Here is an 18,169-nt window from a genome sequence, read left to right on the forward strand (position 1 = left end):
AATTCTCCTTGAGTCCAATTGAATGTCAAAACGGATGCGAGCAAGATAACGCTATCGATTCTATAACAAGATCAGGGCGATGCCGTTGATCTCGCGCGCATTCTAACGCACAACGCGGCCGACACACAGAGGTGGGTATGGATATCGGAGTACCGAAGGAAATCAAGAACCACGAGTATCGGGTGGGCATGACCCCCGGCGGCGTCAAGGAGCTGGTGCGGGACGGCCACCGGGTGCTGGTGCAGAGCGGGGCGGGCACCGCCATCGGCCTGCTGGACGAACACTATGTTGCCGCCGGTGCCGAACTGGTGGCGGAGGCGGCCGAGCTCTTCGCCCGCGCCGAGATGATCGTCAAGGTCAAGGAGCCCCAGGCCGAGGAGTACCGGCGGCTCAAGTCCGGCCAGGTGCTGTTCACCTACCTGCACCTGGCACCGGACTTGCCCCAGACTGAGGGGCTGCTCCAGTCCGGATGCACCGCCATCGCCTACGAAACCGTGACCGATCGCCAGGGCGGCCTGCCGCTGCTGGCGCCGATGAGCGAGGTGGCCGGACGCATGGCGATCCAGGCCGGCGCCCATTGCCTGGAAAAGGCCCAGGGCGGACGCGGCATGCTGCTGGGCGGGGTGCCCGGGGTGGCGCCGGCCCGGGTGCTGGTGCTGGGCGGCGGCGTGGTCGGCATCAACGCCGCCCGCATGGCCCTGGGGCTGGGCGCCGATGTGACCCTGTTCGACAAGTCCCTGCCGCGGCTGAAGGAGCTGGACAGCCTCTACGGCCCAGGCCTGAAGACCCTGTATTCCACCGGGGATGCCATCGAGGCCGAGCTGCCCCGGGCCGATCTGGTGATCGGCGCCGTGCTGATCCCCGGGGCGGCGGCGCCCAAGCTGGTGACCCGCGAGATGCTGAAACTGCTGCCCAGGGGCGCCGTGCTGGTGGACGTGGCCATCGATCAGGGCGGCTGTTTCGAGACCAGCAAGGCCACCACCCACCGGCAGCCCACCTATGAGGTGGACGGCATCGTCCATTACTGTGTGGCCAACATGCCGGGCGGGGTGGCGCGTACCTCGACCTTCGCCCTGACCAACGCCACCCTGCCCTTTGTGCAGGCCCTGGCCAACAAGGGCTGGCGGCGGGCGCTGCAGGACGACGAACACCTGGCCCGGGGCCTGAACGTGCACGCCGGCAAGCTGTGCTACCTGGCGGTGGCCGAGGCCCATGAGCTGCCCTTTACCCCGCTGGAAGACGTGCTGGCGCACCCTTGATGAGGAACTTCATGCAGCTTGGATTGTTGCTCTGTGATCATATCGATCCGGAATTCAGCCGCACCGGTGGCGACTATCCCGATCTCTTTTCCGATCGCATCCGCGAGGTGGTGCCCTCGGCCCGGCTCCAGGTGTTCGATGCCGAGGCCGGTGAACTGCCGGACCCGGGCACCCGGCTGGACGGCTGGATCATCAGCGGGGCCCGCCACGATGCCTTCGGCGACTACCCCTGGCTCGAACGGCTGAAAGCCCGGGTGCATGAGCTGTTGGCGGCGGGAGAGCGGGTGGCCGGGGTCTGCTTCGGCCACCAGTTGCTGGCCCTGATGCACGGCGGCGAGGTGAACCGCTCGCCGGTCGGCTGGGGCATCGGCAACCACGGCTACCGCTGGCGAGCCGAAGGCTCCCCCGGTTACCGGCTGCTGGTGAGCCACCAGGATCAGGTGCTGCGCCTGCCCGGGCAGGCCCGGCTGCTGGCCGGCTCCACCTTCTGCCCCAATGCGGCCTTTACCTTGGGCGATCGGGTGATGGGGGTGCAGGGGCATCCGGAATTCACCCCCGGCTACGCCCGTTTCCTGATGGAACGGCGCCGGCACCGGTTCGACGACGAGCGCTACCGCCAGGCCATGGATTCCGTCGAGCAGCCCCACCATGGCCCCGAGGTGATGGGCATGATTCTGGCTTTTTTGCGGGGAGAGAGTCCCCATGTTCCGGACGAAACCGGCAACCCAGCGGATTGAGGAGCAGGCCATGGAACTCTATATCGCCAACAAGAACTATTCGTCCTGGTCGCTGCGACCCTGGATCTTGATGCGGATGCTGGGCATCCCCTTCACCGAGCGGCTGGTGCCCTTCGGGGAAGGCTCCAACTGGAGCGAGTTTCGCCGTTTCTCGCCCAGCGGCAAGGTGCCCTGCCTGGTGGATGGGAGCCTCACCGTCTGGGACTCCCTGGCGATAGTGGAGTACCTGGCCGAGTCCTGGCCGGCCGTCTGGCCCCAGGCCAGGGAGGCACGGGCCTGGGCCCGGTCGGCGGTGGCCGAGATGCACTCGGGCTTCGGCGTCCTGCGCGGCCGGTGCCCGATGAATTGCGGCCTGCATATCGCCCTTGACGGGATGGATGGCGCCCTGCGCCAGGATCTCGAGCGTCTGAACGAGCTGTGGCAGGAGGGGCTTGCGCGTTTCGGCGGCCCCTGGCTGGCGGGCGAGGCCTTCGGTGCGGCGGACGCCTTCTTCGCGCCCGTGGTGTTCCGGGCCATCAACTACCGGTTGCCGCTGGCACCCATCGCCGCCGGCTATGCCCAGCGCATCCTGGCGCTGCCGGCGATGCAGGACTGGCTGGCGGCGGCCCTGGCGGAGCCCTGGCGGGAGCCGGACCACGAGCGGGAAGCGCTGCAGGCCGGTACCCTGCTCGAGGACAGGCGGCGGAGCCCGGGCTGAAGCCCGCTTTCGGGAGTCGGCCATGGATGAACTGGCGGAAACCCTGCTGGCCGGGCACCAGACCCTGGCGCGGCTGGGGGTGGCGCTGCTGCTGGGCACCCTTATCGGCATCCAGCGTGGCTGGCAGAGCCGGGACACCCAGGCCGGGTTGCGGGTGGCCGGCATCCGGACCCATGCCCTGGTAGGGCTGCTCGGCGGCCTGGTGGCGCTGCTGGGTACTCATGTGGGCCAGTGGATCATCGCCGTCGGCCTGCTCGGGGTGGTGGCGGTGGTGCTGGTGGCCTACCGGGTGCACAGCCGGGAGCGGGCGGATTACAGCATCACCGGCAGCATCGGGCTGGTGCTGACCTTCTGCTTCGGCGCCCTGGCGATGCTCGACAACCCGGCCATCGCCGCCACCGCCGCGGTGATCACCGCCTTTATCCTCGACAACAAGCGGGAGATCCACGGCCTGCTGCATAAGCTGCAGGAGCACGAGCTGGACGCCGGGCTCAAGCTGCTGTTGATCACCGTGGTGATGCTGCCGCTGTTGCCCAACAGCGACATGGGGCCGGGCGGCGCCATCAATCCCTACGAGATCTGGTGGATGGTGGTGCTGATCGCCTCCATCTCCTTCCTCGGCTATTTCGCCATTCGGATCGGCGGCACCGAGAAGGGTATCTTCTTCACCAGCCTGTTCGCGGGGTTGAGCTCCTCCACCGCCCTGACCCTGCATTATTCCCGCCTTTCCCGCGAGTCGCCGGTGCTTTCCCCCTTGCTGGCGGCCGGGGTGCTGCTGGCCTGCGGCACCATGTTCCCGCGCATCCTGGTGTACTGCGCCCTGATCAATCCGGCGCTGCTGGCCGCCCTCTGGCCGCCGGTGCTGGTGATGGCGTTGCTGCTCTATGGTCCCGCCGCCTGGATCTGGCGCCGCCATCGTACCGAGGCGAACGTGGATCAACCGAGTCTGCATATGAACCCCCTGGATCTCAAGGCCGCCTTCCTGTTCGGTGGCCTTATCCTGCTGATCATGCTGCTCGGGGAATGGCTGAGGGAGCTGTTGGGGCGGACCGGCATACTGCTGCTGTCGTTCGCCTCCGGGGTGGCCGATGTGGACGCCATTACCCTGTCATTGGCGCGGATGTCGGTGTCCGGCATCGATCACGGCACCGCCGTGCTCGGCATCGTGCTGGCGGCATCGGTCAACAACCTGGTGAAGGCGGCCATGGCCCTGGCGCTGGGGGACGCCGCCCTGGGGCGGCGGGTGGCGCTGGCGATGGCCGCCTCGCTGCTGGCCGGCCTGGGGCTGGCCTGGGGGATGAACTGAAACAACACTTGAAGCCGGAAGCCTGACTTTTAGTCACAAGTTTTTGTTGACTTTAGATCAGCAAAACATCGGCCAAAGCGCACAGCTCCTCCGGCACGCCGTAAACCCCTCCCTGGGGGCTCCGCCGCGCCCTCCCTGGCGCGGAGGGCCGGCGGAGCTGCGCCCTTTGCCCTCTCTATCGCCTCGCAGCCGCCTGTTGGCACCATCTTCAGACGACGTCGGAGATTGAAAGAGGCAACAGGGATGGCCTCCGCCGACCGTCACCTGCCAGGGATGGCAGGTGCGAGCCTACATGGACGTACTTGCGGCGTGTCGGCGGAGGTAGCCCTGCTGCCTCTTCTCTGCATCAAATCAGGCAGCCGGACTTGTGACCAAAAGTCAGGCCGGAAGCCTGAAGCTGGAAGCGGTACCATGTGGCCAGGGAGAGTGGCGTATTCCATCTCGACATGAGCCGGCCTTCGGCAATAAAAAACGGCGCCGTACATCACGGCGCCGTTTGCTATTTTTTCTTCCAGCTTCCAGCTTCCAGCTTCCAGCTTCCAGCTTCCAGCTTCCAGCTTCCAGCTTCCAGCCGGTTTATGCCGGCAGCAGTTCCCGGTGCAGATCGGCCACCACCTGGCCGGCTACGTCTTCCTCGATCAGGAAGCACAGGTTGTGGGGGCTGGCGCCGTAGCAGATCATGCGGATATTGACGTCGCTCAGGGCCTGGAACACCCGGCTGCCAGTGCCGTTGACTTCGCTCATGCGGTTGCCGATCAACGCCACCAGCGCCAGGCCGTGCTCCACCTTGAGGTGGCAATGCTTGCTGAGCTCGGCCTGCACTTCCTCGGTCAGCAGCTCGGCGCCGGCGTCCAGGGTCAGGGACACGCTGATCTCCGAGGTGGTGATGAGATCCACCGAAATCTTGTGCCTGGCCAGAATGCCGAACACCTCGGCCAAAAAGCCGTGGGCCTGGAACATGCTCTGGCTGGTCAGGGTCAGCAATACCTGGTTGCGGCGCAGGGCCAGGGCGCGGAACAGGGGCTGGCTGGGGGTGCTGTTGCGGATCCAGGTGCCGCCGTCTTCCGGCGCCTTGCTCGAGCCCACGAACACCGGGATCTGCCGGCGGACCGCTGGCTGCAGGGTGGCGGGGTGCAGTACCTTGGCGCCGAAGGTGGCCATTTCCGAGGCTTCGCTGAAGCTGATTTCGGGAATGGCGCGGGCCTCGCTCACCAGGCGCGGATCCGTGGTGTAGATGCCGGGCACGTCGGTCCAGATCTCCACGGCGGCGGCGTGCAGTGCCTCGCCCAGCAGGGCGGCGGAGTAGTCGCTGCCGCCCCGGCCCAGGGTGGTGGTGCGGCCGTCATGGGCGGCGCCGATAAAGCCCTGGGTCACCACCAGCTGGCGTTCGCACAGGGGCTTGAGTTCTTCTTCCGCCGCCGCCGCCAGGGCGGTGAGATCGGGGGCGGCACGGCTGAAGCGGTCGTCGGTGCGCATCACCTTGCGCACGTCGAACCAGATGGCCTGGGTGCCCCGCTGGCGCAGCAGCTCCACGAACAGCCGGGTGGACATCAGCTCGCCCTGGGCCACGATCTCGTCGTGCAGCGCCTTGGTGGGGCTGATGGCGGCGCTGTCGGCCAGTTCCTTGATATGGTGCAGTATCTCTTCGATATGGCGGGTCAATACCTCGGGCTGCCCCAGGCTGTCGAGGATGCCGTGCTGGATGCCGGTCAACTGTTGCAGCAGTCGGGCACGGCTGTCCGGCTGGTGTTCCCCCGAGGCCAGGGCCACCAGCAGGTTGGTGACGCCGGAACTGGCGCTCAGTACCGCCAGGCGGGTGTCGGGGTTCTGTTCGAGAATGGCGGCGCAACGGCTCATGGCATCGGCGTCGGCAACGCTGGTTCCGCCGAATTTGGCAACGGTTAACTGACTCAAGTGCAGCTCCTTGATGTGTGCATGCGAAAACAAAAACGGGGGAACGACTGCAGGGACGGGAAAGGTCACTTAGAAGCACTCCACCCATGGGTGACAACCCGAAGGATTCAGCCTTCGTGGCCGACGGTGATACGCTGCCCCGTATCACCACCTCGGCGTTATCTCCCCTGACCGGCGATCTCGGGAGTGGGAGCTCCTCCTGCCGGCTGCCTGAATAACGCGCCTCTTCTTTTGCCCGAAGCGGGCTGCCATATAACTACTGACTCTGCCGGGCACTGTCAATGATTAAATGGCCAAATCCTCTTATATCAGATCCTTCATCATGATCTTGGAGCGTCGCTGGTAGTTGTACAGCTTCTGTTTGCCCATGGGCAGGGCATCGACGTCCACCGGCTCGAAGCCCCGCTCTCGGAACCAGTGGATGGAACGGGTGGTGAGGATGAACAGCCGGGTCAGGCCGCGTTTCTTGGCCTGATCCTCCACCTTGTGCAGCAGCATGTCGCCCCGGCTGCCGCGGCGGTAATCCGGGTGGATGGCGACGCAGGCCATCTCTGCCATGCCTTCCTCCGGGAAGGGGTAGAGGGCGGCGCAGCCGATGATGGCGCCGTCCTTCTCGATGATGGTGAACTGATCCACCTCCATCTCCAGTTGCTCCCGGGAGCGGCGCACCAGTATGCCTTCCTCCTCCAGCGGGCGGATCAGATCCAGGATGCCGCCGATGTCGTCGATACGGGCCTGGCGGGCCTGCTCGGCGCTCTGGCTGACGATCTGGGTGCCGAGGCCGTCGCGGGTGAACAGCTCCTGGATCAGGGCCCCGTCTTCCCTGTAGCTGACCAGGTGGCTGCGCGGCACCCCGGCACGGCAGCTGGAAATGGCGGCGCGCAGGTAGCGGGCGGTGCCGGACATGGTATCGCCCTCCGCCAGCAGCCGCTGCAGGTGCTCCTCCGCCTGCTCGGGAAAGAGTTCGGCGATGGCCACCCCGTCCTCGTTCATCACCCCGCGCTGGGAGCAGAAGCCGATCAGCTTGTCGGCCTTGAGCTCGATGGCCAGCCGCCGGGCCAGCTCCTCGGAGGAGAGGTTGAAGCTTTCACCGGTGACCGAGAAGCCGATGGGGGAAATGAGCACGGTGCCGCCGTTGGCCAGCTGGTGGTGGATGGTGTCGGTGTGGATGCGGCGCACCCGGCCCGAGTGCTGGTAGTCCACGCCGTCATCCACCCCCAGGGGCTGGGCGATGACGAAGTTGCCGGTCACCACGTTGATGCGGGCATTCTGCATGGGGGTGTTGACCAGCCCCATCGACAGCCGGGCCATGATGTCCATCTGCAGGCCGCCGCAGACGTCCTTGATCACCCGGAAACTGCTCTCGTCGGTAACCCGGGTGTGCTTGTGGAAGAGTCCTTCCAGTCCGGCTTCCGCCAGGCCCCGGTCGATTTGCGGACGGGCGCCGAACACGATGACCAGCCGGATCCCGAGGCTGGTAAGCAGCGCTATATCACTGATGATATTCGGAAAATTATCCTGGTCTATGGCTTCTCCGCCGAGCATCACCACGAAAGTGGAGCCCCGGTGCAGGTTCACATAGGGGCTGGATTGGCGGAATGCCTTGACCAGGGCGGCATCATTATCGCGCACGGAGTGTCCTTTAAAAACGGAAGAAAACAGGGATCAATGATCGTGAAAAGTAATGCAAAAAACAAGACTAAATACTTATATCTGACCCGGGCCGGGTGTTTCTCGTCCAACGACAAAGGGTGACTATGAGCTTGATTTCCATCAACACCGGACGGCGCTGAAGCGCGGATACTATATGCAATGTTAACTCAGGCATCGAGGCGTGAAATCGTCGCCGTTTGCGATGCAAAAATGAGAGCGGGCGCCAAGAATCGAAAATGTCCTGCCTCCGGCTTTATGTTAAGATTTTTAGGCATTTGGCCGCCACGGCGGGCGGATGCCAGGTAACTATAGCCAAAACAACAAAAGTGAGAACAACAATGCAAAGGAAACTGTGCTTGTCCGTTTTAGGAGGACTGGCGGCGCTGTCGAGTGCGCCCGTGTTCGCTGCCGGTGGTCAACTGGATTTGACCGGCTCCACTGTCGGCATTTTCGCTGTCGTTATCTTCGTCATCGCCTACCTGCTGGTGATGGGGGAGGAATACCTCCACCTGCGCAAATCCAAGCCGGTGCTGGTGGCGGCCGGTATCATCTGGGTGGCCATCGGCTGGACCTATATCCAGCACGGCATCCCGGGGGTGACCGAAGCCGCCTTTCGCCACAACCTGCTGGAATATGCCGAATTGCTGCTGTTCCTGCTGGTGGCCATGACCTATATCAACGCCATGGAAGAGCGCCGGCTGTTCGATGCGCTGCGGGCCTGGATGGTGCGCAAGGGCTTCAGTTACAAGACGCTGTTCTGGCTGACCGGTTTTCTGGCCTTCTTTATCTCGCCCATCGCCGACAACCTGACCACGGCCTTGCTGATGTGTGCCGTGGTCACCAAGGTGGCGGAAGGGGACAAGCGCTTTATCAACCTGTGCTGCATCAATATCGTGATCGCCGCCAACGCCGGCGGTGCCTTCAGCCCCTTCGGCGATATCACCACCCTGATGGTGTGGCAGGCCGGTATCGTCAAGTTCGGCGAATTCTTCACCCTGTTCATTCCGTCCCTGCTCAACTACCTGGTGCCGGCGCTGGTGATGAACTTCTTCATCGAAAACCGCAAACCCGCTTCTCTCTACGAGGAAATTGAACTCAAGCGCGGCGCCATCCGCATCGTGCTGCTGTTCCTGCTGACCATCGCCACCGCCGTGCTCTGCCACAGCCTGCTGCACCTGCCGCCGGTGCTGGGCATGATGACCGGCCTGGGCTACCTGCAGTTTTTCGGCTATTTCCTGCGCCAGACCCTGCCGGGGTCGCTGGCGCGCAAGCGGGCCCTGGCCCAGAAACGGGGCGACGAGGAAGCGCTCAAGCGCCTCGGCAGCGTGGTGCCCTTCGACGTGTTCAACCGGGTGGCCCGGGCCGAGTGGGACACGCTGCTGTTCTTCTACGGGGTGGTGATGTGCGTGGGCGGCCTGGGTTACATGGGCTACCTGGCGCTGGTGTCCGATCTGCTGTACACCCAGTGGGACGCGGTCTACGCCAACGTGGCGCTGGGGCTGATGTCGGCGGTGGTGGACAACATTCCGGTGATGTTCGCGGTGCTGACCATGCAGCCGGAAATGTCCCACGGCAACTGGCTACTGATCACCCTCACCGCCGGCGTGGGCGGCAGCCTGCTGTCCATCGGCTCCGCCGCCGGAGTGGCACTGATGGGCCAGGCCCGGGGCATGTACACCTTCTTCGGCCACCTCAAGTGGGCGCCGGTGATCTTCCTCGGCTACGTGGTGAGCATACTGGCCCACCTCTGGCTCAACGCCGAGAGCTTCCATATCTACGGCTGAGCCGGCACACCGCCCCCTTGCGGGGGCGGTGTGAGTTCGGCTACCACCAGAGGGTAGTCAGTCCCAATCCCACGAAGATGACCGCACTGGCGCCGTGTATCCACTTCATGGGGATGCGCTCGGCACCTTTTCGGCCGAGCAGCACCACGGGTACGTTGGCGGCCATCATGCCGAGGGTGGTGCCGGCCACCACCAGCCAGAAGTCTTCCACGAAGCGGGCCGCCAGCAGCACGGTGGCGAGCTGGGTCTTGTCGCCCATCTCCGCCAGGAAAAACAGCACGAAGGTGGTAATGAAGGGGCCGAAACGGTGGAACCGACCGTCTTCGTCGTCGAGCTTGTCGGGGATCAGCATCCAGACGGCCATGGCGAAGAAGGAGGTGGCCAGCAGCCAGCGCAGCCAGCCCGGATCCAGCCAGTGCTGGACCCAGACTCCCACCCAGCCTGCGAGGGCGTGGTTCAGCAGGGTGGCGGCCAGGATGCCGAGGATGATACTCAGGGGCGTTCTGAAACGACAGCTCAGCACCAGGGCGAGCAACTGGGTTTTGTCACCGATTTCGGCAATGGCAACGGCGAGCGTCGAAGTGGTCAGGGCTTCCAAGGTCTATACCAGAGGGGACGGGATTATTGTCAACCAATGAACAAGCCGTGCCGCCCGTCCCCGGTATCGGCATCAGCCTGTCAAAGGTCTCGTCAAACCCCTAAAGGTCACGGGCGCCATGGTGATTTTGCACCAATCGTGTTGACGACCGTCTCGCGTAGAGCGACTACTCCCCCTTGTGCAGGAGCGGCCATTTTAGCCGCCGAAGGTAAAAAAGCAAGGACTTAGCCGCCCACCTTTTTGACCTGGAAGCCGGCCTTGGTCAGCAGGGCGGCCACCTGCTCCAGCCGGTCGCCCTGGATCTCGATGACGCCGTCCTTGATGGCGCCACCGGTGCCGAGTTGGGATTTCAGGCGTTTGGCCTGCTCCTTGAGCTGCTCCATGGGCACGCCGTAGATGCAGATGACGCCGGCGCCCTTGCGTCCCTTGGTCTCGCGGCGCAACCGTACCAGGCCGTCGGCGGGGAAGGGACTGTTGGTGCCGGTCGCCTGGCCGTCATCGGCCCGCCAGCCGGGGTCCGTGCTGTAGACGATTTTGTTCATGATTTCGGCTCTATGATGAGTTGCAGCAGTTCGCCCTCCAGCAGGGCGCGCTTGACCAGGGCCAGGCCGCCGATAGTCTGGTCGTCCTGGAAGTGGGCCCGCACTATGGGCAGGCCCTGGTGGAAGCTCGGCAGGGACTGGTACTCGATGGCCTTGCCGATCAGCGGAAAGACGATGCTCTCGGCTTCGCACAGGGCACCGGTGAGCAACACCTTCTGGGGATTGAACAGGTTGACCATGATGGCCAGGGCCTGGCCCAGGTGCTCGGCGGCGCGTTCCAGGATGTTGCGTGCCAGCTGGTCACCGGCGAGGGCGCACCGGCACAGCTCGGCCATGGTCAGCCGGTGCGGGTCGAGCAGGCTGTGGTAACCCTGGGCCAGCATCTTCTGCGCCTGGCGCAGCAGGGCGGCGTCGGCCACCATGGTTTCCAGGCAGCCGAAGTTGCCGCAGTGGCAGCGATCGCCCAGGGGATCGACCCGGATATGGCCGATCTCCGCCACATCCCGTCCCAGGCTCTTGAAGATGCGCCCTTCGGTGATGATGCCGGCGCCCACCCCGTGGTGCACGCTGACCAGCACCGAATCGAGGCAGTCGCGGGAGGCGCCGAAATAGTGCTCGGCCAGGGCCAGGGCGCGGATATCGTTGCCGATGAATACCGGCAGGCCCAGGGCCTTGCGCAGTAGCGCGGCCAGCTCCACCTGGGCCAGCGGGTAGCTGGGGTGGTAGATCACCTGGCCGCGCAGGGCGTCGGTGAGCCCCGGCATGATCACCGAGAGGGCAATCAGGTTGAGCTTGCCCGCCCGACGGGCGATAAAGTCGCCGATATAGCTACAGAGCGCGGTCAGCAGGGCCTCCTGCTGACGGGAGGGAAAGGGGTGGGTCTCCCGGCCATAGGGGTTGCCTTCCAGATCATACAGCGACAGGCTGAGTTCGCCCCGGCCCAGTTTGACCGAGATCAGGTGGAAATCCCTGGTGACCGTCGTCAGCGAAATGGCCCGGCGGCCGCCGGTGGAAGCCTGGTGCTCCATTTCCCGGATCAGGCCGTGCTCGAGCAGGGTCCGGGTAATCTTGGTCACGCTGGCCGGAGCCAGGTTGCTCAGCTCGGCGATCTTGACCCGTGAAATCGGGCCCTGGCTGTCGATCAGCCGGTAGACGGCCGAGCTGTTGACCTGTTTGACTAGGTCAACGTTGGCGATTTGTCCGCGGGTCATTGGGTTGTGAAACGTCCGTTTACCAAGGTGGTCCTGACGCGATAATCCGTATCGAAGACCACCAGATTAGCCACCTTGCCGGTGACGACGGAGCCCAGCTCCCGCTCCAGTCCCAGTGCCCGGGCCGGATAGAGGCTGGCCATGCGCAGCGCCTCTTCCAGCGGCAGCCCCACCTGCTCTACCAGGTTGCGGACTCCCTCCATCATGGTCAGCGCCGAGCCGCCGAGTGTACCACGCTCGTCCAGGCATTGCCCATCCCGTACATAGACGGTGGCGCCACAGAAATCGAACTGGCTGAAGTCGGGGCCGGCGCCGGCGGCGGCGGTGGCGTCGGTCACCAGGCACAGGCGTTCGCCCAGCACCTTGTGCGCCAAGCGTACATTGGCGTAATGCACATGGAAGCCGTCCACTATGATGCCGGCGCAGACCCCGGGATGATCGTAGACGGCGCCCACGGCCCCGGGCTCGCGGCCGCTGGCGGTGGGAGTCATGGCGTTGTAGAGGTGGGTGGCGAAGCCCACCCCGGCCTCGAAACCGGCCATGGCCTGCTCGTAGCTGGCGGCGGTGTGCCCCATGGACACCAGTATGCCGGCCTCGCGCAGGCGGCGGATATGGTCGGCGCTGTTGCACTCGGGGGCCAGGGTCAGCTTGGCGATGACGTCGGCATGCTGGCACAGGAAGGCGAGCATGGGCTCGGTCAGGGCGCGGATCTGCCGCTCGGGGTGGATGCCCCTGCGCTTGACGTTGGTGTAGGGACCTTCCAGGTGCAGGCCCAGCACCTGGTGGCGATGGCGGGCCATGTACTCCCGGGTCACCGCCACCGCCTGGCGCATGTCCTGGTCGGGCGAGGTGATCAGGGTCGGCAGGAAACTGGTGGTGCCGGATTTCAGGTTGGCCTGGTGCATGGTGTCCAGGGTAGCCAGGCTGATGTCGTCGTTGAACATGACGCCGCCACAGCCGTTGAGCTGCAGATCGATAAAGCCGGCACTGAGCAGGGCCCCGCCCAGGGGATGGCGGGGGACTAGGGGGTCCAGCTCCGCTTCCGGGAGCAGGGCGGCGATCCTGTCGTCGGCGATCAGCACCGCACTGTCTTGATGCAGGTGTTCACCATCGAACAGGGTGCACTGGGTCAGGGCAAACATGGGGCTTACTCCAGGTGGTTGATATTGTCGGCTTCCAACTGCTCGAAATAACGCACCGTCTTCACCTTGAGCTCCATGGTGGCCGGGGTGTCGCACACGATCAGGCCGCGCGGGTGCAACTGCAGGGCCGACACCGTCCACAGGTGGTTGACGCTGCCTTCTACCGCCGCCTGCAAGGCCAGGGCCTTGTTGTGGCCGGTCACCAGTATCATGATCTCTTCGGCGTCCAGCAGGGTACCCACGCCCACGGTCAGCGCCAGACGCGGCACCTGTTCCGGATCGTTGTCGAAAAAGCGGGAGTTGGCCAGCCGGGTGTCTTCGGTCAGGGTTTTTATCCGGGTACGAGAGGATAAAGAAGATGCGGGCTCATTGAAAGCGATATGACCGTCGCTGCCCACCCCGCCCATAAACAGGTGGATCTTGCCGTATTGCCTGATTTTGTCCTCGTAGCGGCGGCACTCGGCCTCCAAATCCGGGGCGTTGCCGTCCAGCAGGTTGATGTTCTCCGGGGTCATGTCCACCTGGCTGAAGAAGTTTTCGTGCATGAAATGGTGGTAGCTCTGGGGGTGGTGCTTGGGTAAGCCCACATACTCGTCCATATTGAAGGTGACCACATGGCGGAAGCTGACTTCCCCGGCCCGGTGGAGCCTGATCAGCTCCCGGTAGGTGGCCAGGGGGGTACCGCCGGTGGGTAAGCCGAGCACGAAGGGGCGTTCGGCGCTGGGGGCGAAGGCCTTGATCCGGCTGGCGATATGGCGGGCGGCCCAGCGGCTGACCTGGGTGGCGGTGGCAAGGGGGATAAGACGCATTATGGATACCTCGGTTGTGCATCGACGGATGATCATATTTCACATGGTAAAATAAGTGTGGGTGATTGGCCAAACTTAAGCTTGAAAAATATCCATTTTTGGTGATTTGAATCACAAATAATCAGATCTTAATTTGTTGTGTGAATTATATCCGCATAGACTGGGCACAAGCCGGTTTGGACAGAACAGGCTCCCGACAGACAATGCATAAGGAGAGCAGCCGTGAACGTGCTGGGTTATTTACAGAAATTGGGCAAGGCGTTGATGTTACCCATAGCCACACTGCCGGTGGCGGCGCTGTTGTTGCGCCTGGGGCAACCGGATCTATTGGGTATCCCCTTCATCGCCGAGGCGGGCGGGGCCATCTTCGGCCAGCTGCCGTTGCTGTTCGGCCTCGGCATCGCCGTGGGCCTGTCCAAGGACGATGCCGGGGCGGCGGCCCTGGCCGGGGCCGTGGGGTACTTCGTGCTGACCGGGGCGGCCAAGACCATCAACAGCGAAATCGACATGTCCTTCTTCGGCGGCATCATCGCCGGTATCATCGCCGGCCACTGCTACAACCGCTTTCATATGGTCAAGCTGCCGGACTACCTGGCTTTCTTCGGCGGCAAGCGGCTGGTGCCGATCATGACCGGTCTGGTCGCCCTGCTGGCGGCCTTTGTCGCCGGTTTCGTCTGGCCGGCCATCCAGCACGGCATCGACAGCTTCGGCATGGCGGTATCGACGTCCGGCGGTATCGGCCAGTTCTTCTACGGCCTGCTCAACCGGGGGCTGATCCCGGTGGGCCTGCACCATGTGGTCAACTCCATCTTCTGGTTCGGCCTGGGCGAGTGTACCAAGGTGACCTTCGAGGCGGCCGGTGTCATCCAGAACCTGTGCATGGATCCGGCCCTGGTAGGCTCCCTGAGCGTGGGTGGGCCCGTTCCCGGGGTGGATGGCGCCACCATCACCCAGATCGCCGGGGAAGCGACCCGGGGCGACCTGCACCGTTTCTTCGCCGGCGATCCCACCGCCGGGGTGTTCATGGCCGGCTTCTTCCCGGTGATGATGTTCGGCCTGCCCGCCGGGGCCCTGGCCATGGTGCTGGCCGCGCCCAGGGACAAGCGGGCCCAGGTGGGCGGCCTGCTGCTGTCGGTGGCGGTCACCTCCTTCCTGACCGGCATCACCGAGCCGCTGGAATTCACCTTCATGTTCCTGGCACCGATGCTGTACGGCATCCATGCGGTGCTCACCGGCCTGTCACTGGTGGTGGTCAACCTGTTCGGGGTGCTGCACGGTTTCGGCTTCTCCGCCGGGCTGTTCGACATGGTGCTGAACTGGGGCCTGGCCACCAAGCCCTGGACCCTGGTGGCCATCGGCCTGGTGTTCGGCGCCGTCTATTTCACCGCCTTCTATTTCGCCATCAAGCTGTTCAACCTCAAGACGCCGGGACGGGAAGCCGACGAACCGGCCGCGGCCGGTCGCAGCGTCACCGACAAGTCGCAATTGGCACGGGAGTACCTGGTGGCCTTGGGCGGAGAAGACAACCTGGCCAATATCGATGCCTGCATCACCCGCCTGCGCCTGACCATGAAGGATCGCAGCCGGGTCGACGAGGCCAGGCTGAAGGAGCTGGGTGCCAAGGGCGTGGTCAAGCTGGGCGAGCAGAACCTGCAGGTGATACTGGGCCCCTTGGCGGAAATCATGGCGGCAGAGATCAAGGCCCTGACCGGCAGCCGCTGACCTCGACCCGATCAGGCACATTCATCGAAAACGGTGTCGACCAGAAGGTCGGCACCGTTTTTTATTATCTAGTGGAATAAATTGCCCCAAGTTGGTGAAAGTGGATATTTGGCATGGGCAAAAGGGTCCAAAACGGGGCACCAAACTGCAGCAGGCAGCACCGGATAGGGAAAGAGCGGGTCGTGATTTTTTACGGCTGTCAAGAGGGGTTTTCCCGCGTAACAGACTCAAAAGGTTATGCACAGCGGGCGCAGCCCTTGTGCCTGTAGGGCTTGGCTCAGTTATCCACCATTTCTGTGGATAAGGCTGTGGACTGGGTGGATGCAACCGGTGCAAAGCCAGACGGGACGGGCTTCCCGGATAAGTAGGCAAAAAAGTAGGCAAAAAATAATTTATTGAAAAACAATTACTTGAAAAAAAATACAAGAAGTTTCCGCTCAGTATCTGAACACCGGCAGAAAATAGAGTTAAAGCACTATAATGTGGGTTTTTAAGAAGGGGAGGAGTCGATTTAGTGGATAAGTCAAGTAGTGCAGAGCAAAATCTGGCTCCCCCTGCTGGACTCGAACCAGCGACATACGGATTAACAGTCCGCCGTTCTACCGACTGAACTAAGGGGGAATCTCATGAAGAGGCCGCAGATAATACGCAGGCCCCTGGCCGGGGTCAAGGATAAAATCGGCTTTTTTGCGGCATCTGGGCCGGGGTTAAGTTTTCGCTTAAATTTACCGGTCCGGCGGGGGTAAACTGGGTTTTGGCGACAGAGGAGAGCGGCAATGAGTAAAGACTTCCAACTGGTGAGCGACTATCAACCCGGCGGCGATCAGCCCAACGCGATAGCGCAGCTGCTGGAGGGCATCGATGCCGGCCTGGCGCACCAGACCCTGCTGGGGGTGACCGGCTCGGGCAAGACCTTTACCATGGCCAACGTCATCGCCGCCCTCAACAGGCCCACCATGATACTGGCCCCCAACAAGACGCTGGCGGCCCAGCTCTACGGCGAGATGAAGGAGTTCTTTCCCCACAACGCGGTGGAGTACTTCGTCTCCTACTACGACTACTACCAGCCCGAAGCCTATGTGCCGACCACCGACACCTTTATCGAGAAGGACGCCTCGATCAACGATCATATCGAGCAGATGCGGTTGTCGGCCACCAAGGCGCTGATGGAGCGGCGGGACGTGATCATCGTGGCCTCGGTGTCGGCCATCTACGGCCTGGGCGATCCCCAGTCCTACCTGAGCATGATGCTGCACCTGCGCACCGGCGACCGGCTGGAGCAACGCGACATGCTGCGCCGGCTGGCGGAGCTGCAATACAGCCGTAACGACGCCGCCTTCCAGCGCGGCACCTTCCGGGTGCGCGGCGAGGTGATCGACATCTTCCCGGCGGAGTCCGACAGCGAGGCGGTGCGGGTGGAACTGTTCGACGACGAAATCGAGCGCATCAGCCTGTTCGATCCGCTCACCGGCGCCGTGCAACAGACCCTGGCCCGCTTCACCATCTACCCCAAGACCCACTATGTGACGCCGCGCGAGACCCTGCTCGAGGCCATTGAGCACATCAAGAAAGAGCTGGTCGAACGCAAGGCCCAGCTGCTGGCGGCCAACAAGCTGCTGGAAGAGCAGCGCATCAGCCAGCGCACCCAGTTCGACATCGAGATGATCCAGGAACTGGGCTATTGCTCGGGGATAGAGAACTACTCCCGCTACCTGTCGGGGCGGGGAGAGGGCGAGCCGCCGCCCACCCTGTTCGACTACCTGCCCGGCGACGGCCTGCTGATCATCGACGAGTCCCATGTCACGGTGCCGCAGATCGGCGGCATGTACAAGGGTGACCGCTCGCGCAAGGAAACCCTGGTGGAGTACGGTTTCCGGCTGCCCTCGGCACTGGACAACAGACCGCTGCGCTTCGAGGAATTCGAGGCGCTGATGCCGCAGACGGTATTCGTCTCCGCCACCCCCGGTCCCTACGAGCTGGACAAGTCCGGCAGCGACATCGCCGAGCAGGTGGTGCGCCCCACCGGCCTGCTCGACCCCGAGCTGGAGGTGCGGCCGGTGGCGACCCAGGTGGACGACCTGCTGTCGGAGGCGAAGTTGCGCGCCGGGCGGGACGAGCGGGTGCTGGTCACCACCCTCACCAAGCGCATGGCGGAGGATCTGACCGAGTACCTGAACGAGCACGGGGTGCGGGTGCGCTACCTGCACTCGGATATCGACACCGTGGAGCGGATGGAGATCATCCGCGACCTGCGCCTGGGGCAGTTTGACGTGCTGGTGGGCATCAACCTGCTGCGGGAAGGGCTGGACATGCCGGAGGTGTCGCTGGTGGCCATTCTGGATGCGGACAAGGAAGGCTTCCTGCGCTCCGAACGCTCCCTTATCCAGACGATAGGGCGGGCGGCGCGCAACCTGAGCGGCAAGGCCATCCTCTATGCGGACAGCATCACCCGCTCCATGGCCGCCGCCATCAATGAGACCGAACGCCGCCGGGAGCTGCAGCGGCGCTTCAACGAGGAGCACGGCATAGTGCCGCGCGGCCTCAACAAGCGCATCACCGACGTGATGGATCTGGACGGCACCAAACGGGTCGGCTCCAAGCGCGCCAAGGAAAAGACCCCGGTGCCGGCGCACCTGCCCAGCGCCAAGGAGCTTAGCCACCAGATCGACGAGCTGGAGAAGGTCATGCTCAACCACGCCCGCAACCTGGAATTCGAGCAGGCGGCGGCGGCACGCGATCGCATTCACCTGCTGCGGGAGCAGTTGATCCGCAGCTGAAGCCAGAAGCTAGAAGCT

General features: G+C 63.8%; 14 protein-coding genes, 1 tRNA gene and 2 riboswitches. Of the genes, 7 read left to right on the top strand and 8 right to left on the bottom strand.

From position 1 onward, the window contains the following. The first annotated feature begins 137 nt into the window (after positions 1 to 137). The 4 genes from ald to ACT7DK_RS08135 are packed head-to-tail and all read left to right on the top strand — an operon-like array spanning position 138 to position 3,999. Positions 138 to 1,259, top strand: coding sequence for an alanine dehydrogenase (gene ald, locus ACT7DK_RS08120; RefSeq protein ID WP_445398065.1), 1,122 nt, complete (start codon positions 138 to 140; stop codon positions 1,257 to 1,259). A gap of 11 nt (positions 1,260 to 1,270) precedes the next feature. Continuing rightward, complete coding sequence (locus ACT7DK_RS08125; protein ID WP_445398067.1) at positions 1,271 to 1,996, top strand: glutamine amidotransferase-related protein; 726 nt, start codon at positions 1,271 to 1,273, stop codon at positions 1,994 to 1,996. 10 nt (positions 1,997 to 2,006) lie between these two features. Next, positions 2,007 to 2,693, top strand: a complete 687-nt coding sequence (locus tag ACT7DK_RS08130) for a glutathione S-transferase family protein (RefSeq protein WP_445398069.1) — start codon at positions 2,007 to 2,009, stop codon at positions 2,691 to 2,693. Between the two features lie 22 nt (positions 2,694 to 2,715). Continuing rightward, positions 2,716 to 3,999, top strand: a complete 1,284-nt coding sequence (locus tag ACT7DK_RS08135; protein WP_445398071.1) for an MgtC/SapB family protein — start codon at positions 2,716 to 2,718, stop codon at positions 3,997 to 3,999. Between the two features lie 576 nt (positions 4,000 to 4,575). Here the strand turns inward: ACT7DK_RS08135 and lysC are convergent. Both lysC and argA read right to left on the bottom strand, forming a co-directional pair. After that, entirely contained in the window at positions 4,576 to 5,913 is a 1,338-nt protein-coding gene (gene lysC, locus ACT7DK_RS08140) for a lysine-sensitive aspartokinase 3 (RefSeq protein ID WP_445398073.1), read from the bottom strand. A gap of 65 nt (positions 5,914 to 5,978) precedes the next feature. Next, positions 5,979 to 6,149: riboswitch (Lysine riboswitch) on the bottom strand. A 67-nt stretch (positions 6,150 to 6,216) separates the two neighbouring features. After that, a complete protein-coding gene (gene argA / locus ACT7DK_RS08145) occupies positions 6,217 to 7,545 on the bottom strand; it encodes an amino-acid N-acetyltransferase (RefSeq protein WP_445398075.1) in 1,329 nt (442 codons plus the stop codon). 359 nt (positions 7,546 to 7,904) lie between these two features. On the opposite strand from argA, the gene nhaD reads away from it, so the two are divergent. Next, positions 7,905 to 9,350 carry a sodium:proton antiporter NhaD gene (gene nhaD / locus ACT7DK_RS08150; protein ID WP_445398077.1) on the top strand — a complete coding sequence of 482 codons (1,446 nt, stop codon included), beginning with the start codon at positions 7,905 to 7,907 and terminating at the stop codon, positions 9,348 to 9,350. Positions 9,351 to 9,390: 40 nt separating this feature from the next. Here nhaD and ACT7DK_RS08155 read toward each other — a convergent pair whose 3' ends face one another. The 5 genes from ACT7DK_RS08155 to nagB form a co-directional block, all read right to left on the bottom strand. Further along, a complete protein-coding gene (locus ACT7DK_RS08155; RefSeq protein WP_445398079.1) occupies positions 9,391 to 9,948 on the bottom strand; it encodes a TMEM165/GDT1 family protein in 558 nt (185 codons plus the stop codon). Between the two features lie 22 nt (positions 9,949 to 9,970). Further along, positions 9,971 to 10,135, bottom strand: a riboswitch (yybP-ykoY riboswitch). A 37-nt stretch (positions 10,136 to 10,172) separates the two neighbouring features. Next, a complete protein-coding gene (locus ACT7DK_RS08160) occupies positions 10,173 to 10,490 on the bottom strand; it encodes a translation initiation factor (protein ID WP_445398081.1) in 318 nt (105 codons plus the stop codon). After that, complete coding sequence (locus tag ACT7DK_RS08165) at positions 10,487 to 11,701, bottom strand: ROK family protein (protein WP_445398083.1); 1,215 nt, start codon at positions 11,699 to 11,701, stop codon at positions 10,487 to 10,489. Before ACT7DK_RS08165 ends, ACT7DK_RS08160 begins: the two co-directional genes overlap by 4 nt. Further along, positions 11,698 to 12,843, bottom strand: a complete 1,146-nt coding sequence (nagA, locus tag ACT7DK_RS08170; RefSeq protein ID WP_445398085.1) for an N-acetylglucosamine-6-phosphate deacetylase — start codon at positions 12,841 to 12,843, stop codon at positions 11,698 to 11,700. Before nagA ends, ACT7DK_RS08165 begins: the two co-directional genes overlap by 4 nt. Positions 12,844 to 12,848: 5 nt before the next feature. Further along, the gene (nagB, locus tag ACT7DK_RS08175; RefSeq protein ID WP_445398087.1) at positions 12,849 to 13,652 is read right to left on the bottom strand and encodes a glucosamine-6-phosphate deaminase; all 804 of its coding nucleotides are present in this window, start codon (positions 13,650 to 13,652) and stop codon (positions 12,849 to 12,851) included. A 222-nt stretch (positions 13,653 to 13,874) separates the two neighbouring features. Here nagB and nagE point away from each other — a divergent pair, with 222 nt between their 5' ends. Continuing rightward, positions 13,875 to 15,374 (top strand): N-acetylglucosamine-specific PTS transporter subunit IIBC, encoded by a 1,500-nt coding sequence (gene nagE / locus ACT7DK_RS08180; protein WP_445398089.1) that lies wholly within the window; start codon positions 13,875 to 13,877, stop codon positions 15,372 to 15,374. Positions 15,375 to 15,919: 545 nt separating this feature from the next. Here the strand turns inward: nagE and ACT7DK_RS08185 are convergent. Further along, positions 15,920 to 15,995: transfer RNA gene (locus ACT7DK_RS08185), tRNA-Asn, on the bottom strand. Between the two features lie 155 nt (positions 15,996 to 16,150). On the opposite strand from ACT7DK_RS08185, the gene uvrB reads away from it, so the two are divergent. After that, on the top strand, positions 16,151 to 18,151 hold the full coding sequence (uvrB, locus tag ACT7DK_RS08190) for an excinuclease ABC subunit UvrB (RefSeq protein WP_445398091.1): 2,001 nt from the start codon (positions 16,151 to 16,153) through the stop codon (positions 18,149 to 18,151). The last annotated feature ends 18 nt before the right edge of the window (positions 18,152 to 18,169 follow it).

This window comes from Zobellella sp. An-6 (assembly GCF_052487945.1).

Bases quoted from the DNA above. Each gene is read 5' to 3' on its own strand.
- ACT7DK_RS08165 (WP_445398083.1), bottom strand. From the start codon at position 11,701: ATGACCCGCGGACAAATCGCCAACGTTGACCTAGTCAAACAGGTCAAC.
- ACT7DK_RS08160 (WP_445398081.1), bottom strand. From the start codon at position 10,490: ATGAACAAAATCGTCTACAGCACGGACCCCGGCTGGCGGGCCGATGAC.
- ACT7DK_RS08130 (WP_445398069.1), top strand. From the start codon at position 2,007: ATGGAACTCTATATCGCCAACAAGAACTATTCGTCCTGGTCGCTGCGA.
- nagA (WP_445398085.1), bottom strand. From the start codon at position 12,843: ATGTTTGCCCTGACCCAGTGCACCCTGTTCGATGGTGAACACCTGCAT.
- ACT7DK_RS08125 (WP_445398067.1), top strand. From the start codon at position 1,271: ATGCAGCTTGGATTGTTGCTCTGTGATCATATCGATCCGGAATTCAGC.
- ACT7DK_RS08135 (WP_445398071.1), top strand. From the start codon at position 2,716: ATGGATGAACTGGCGGAAACCCTGCTGGCCGGGCACCAGACCCTGGCG.
- ald (WP_445398065.1), top strand. From the start codon at position 138: ATGGATATCGGAGTACCGAAGGAAATCAAGAACCACGAGTATCGGGTG.
- nhaD (WP_445398077.1), top strand. From the start codon at position 7,905: ATGCAAAGGAAACTGTGCTTGTCCGTTTTAGGAGGACTGGCGGCGCTG.
- uvrB (WP_445398091.1), top strand. From the start codon at position 16,151: ATGAGTAAAGACTTCCAACTGGTGAGCGACTATCAACCCGGCGGCGAT.
- nagB (WP_445398087.1), bottom strand. From the start codon at position 13,652: ATGCGTCTTATCCCCCTTGCCACCGCCACCCAGGTCAGCCGCTGGGCC.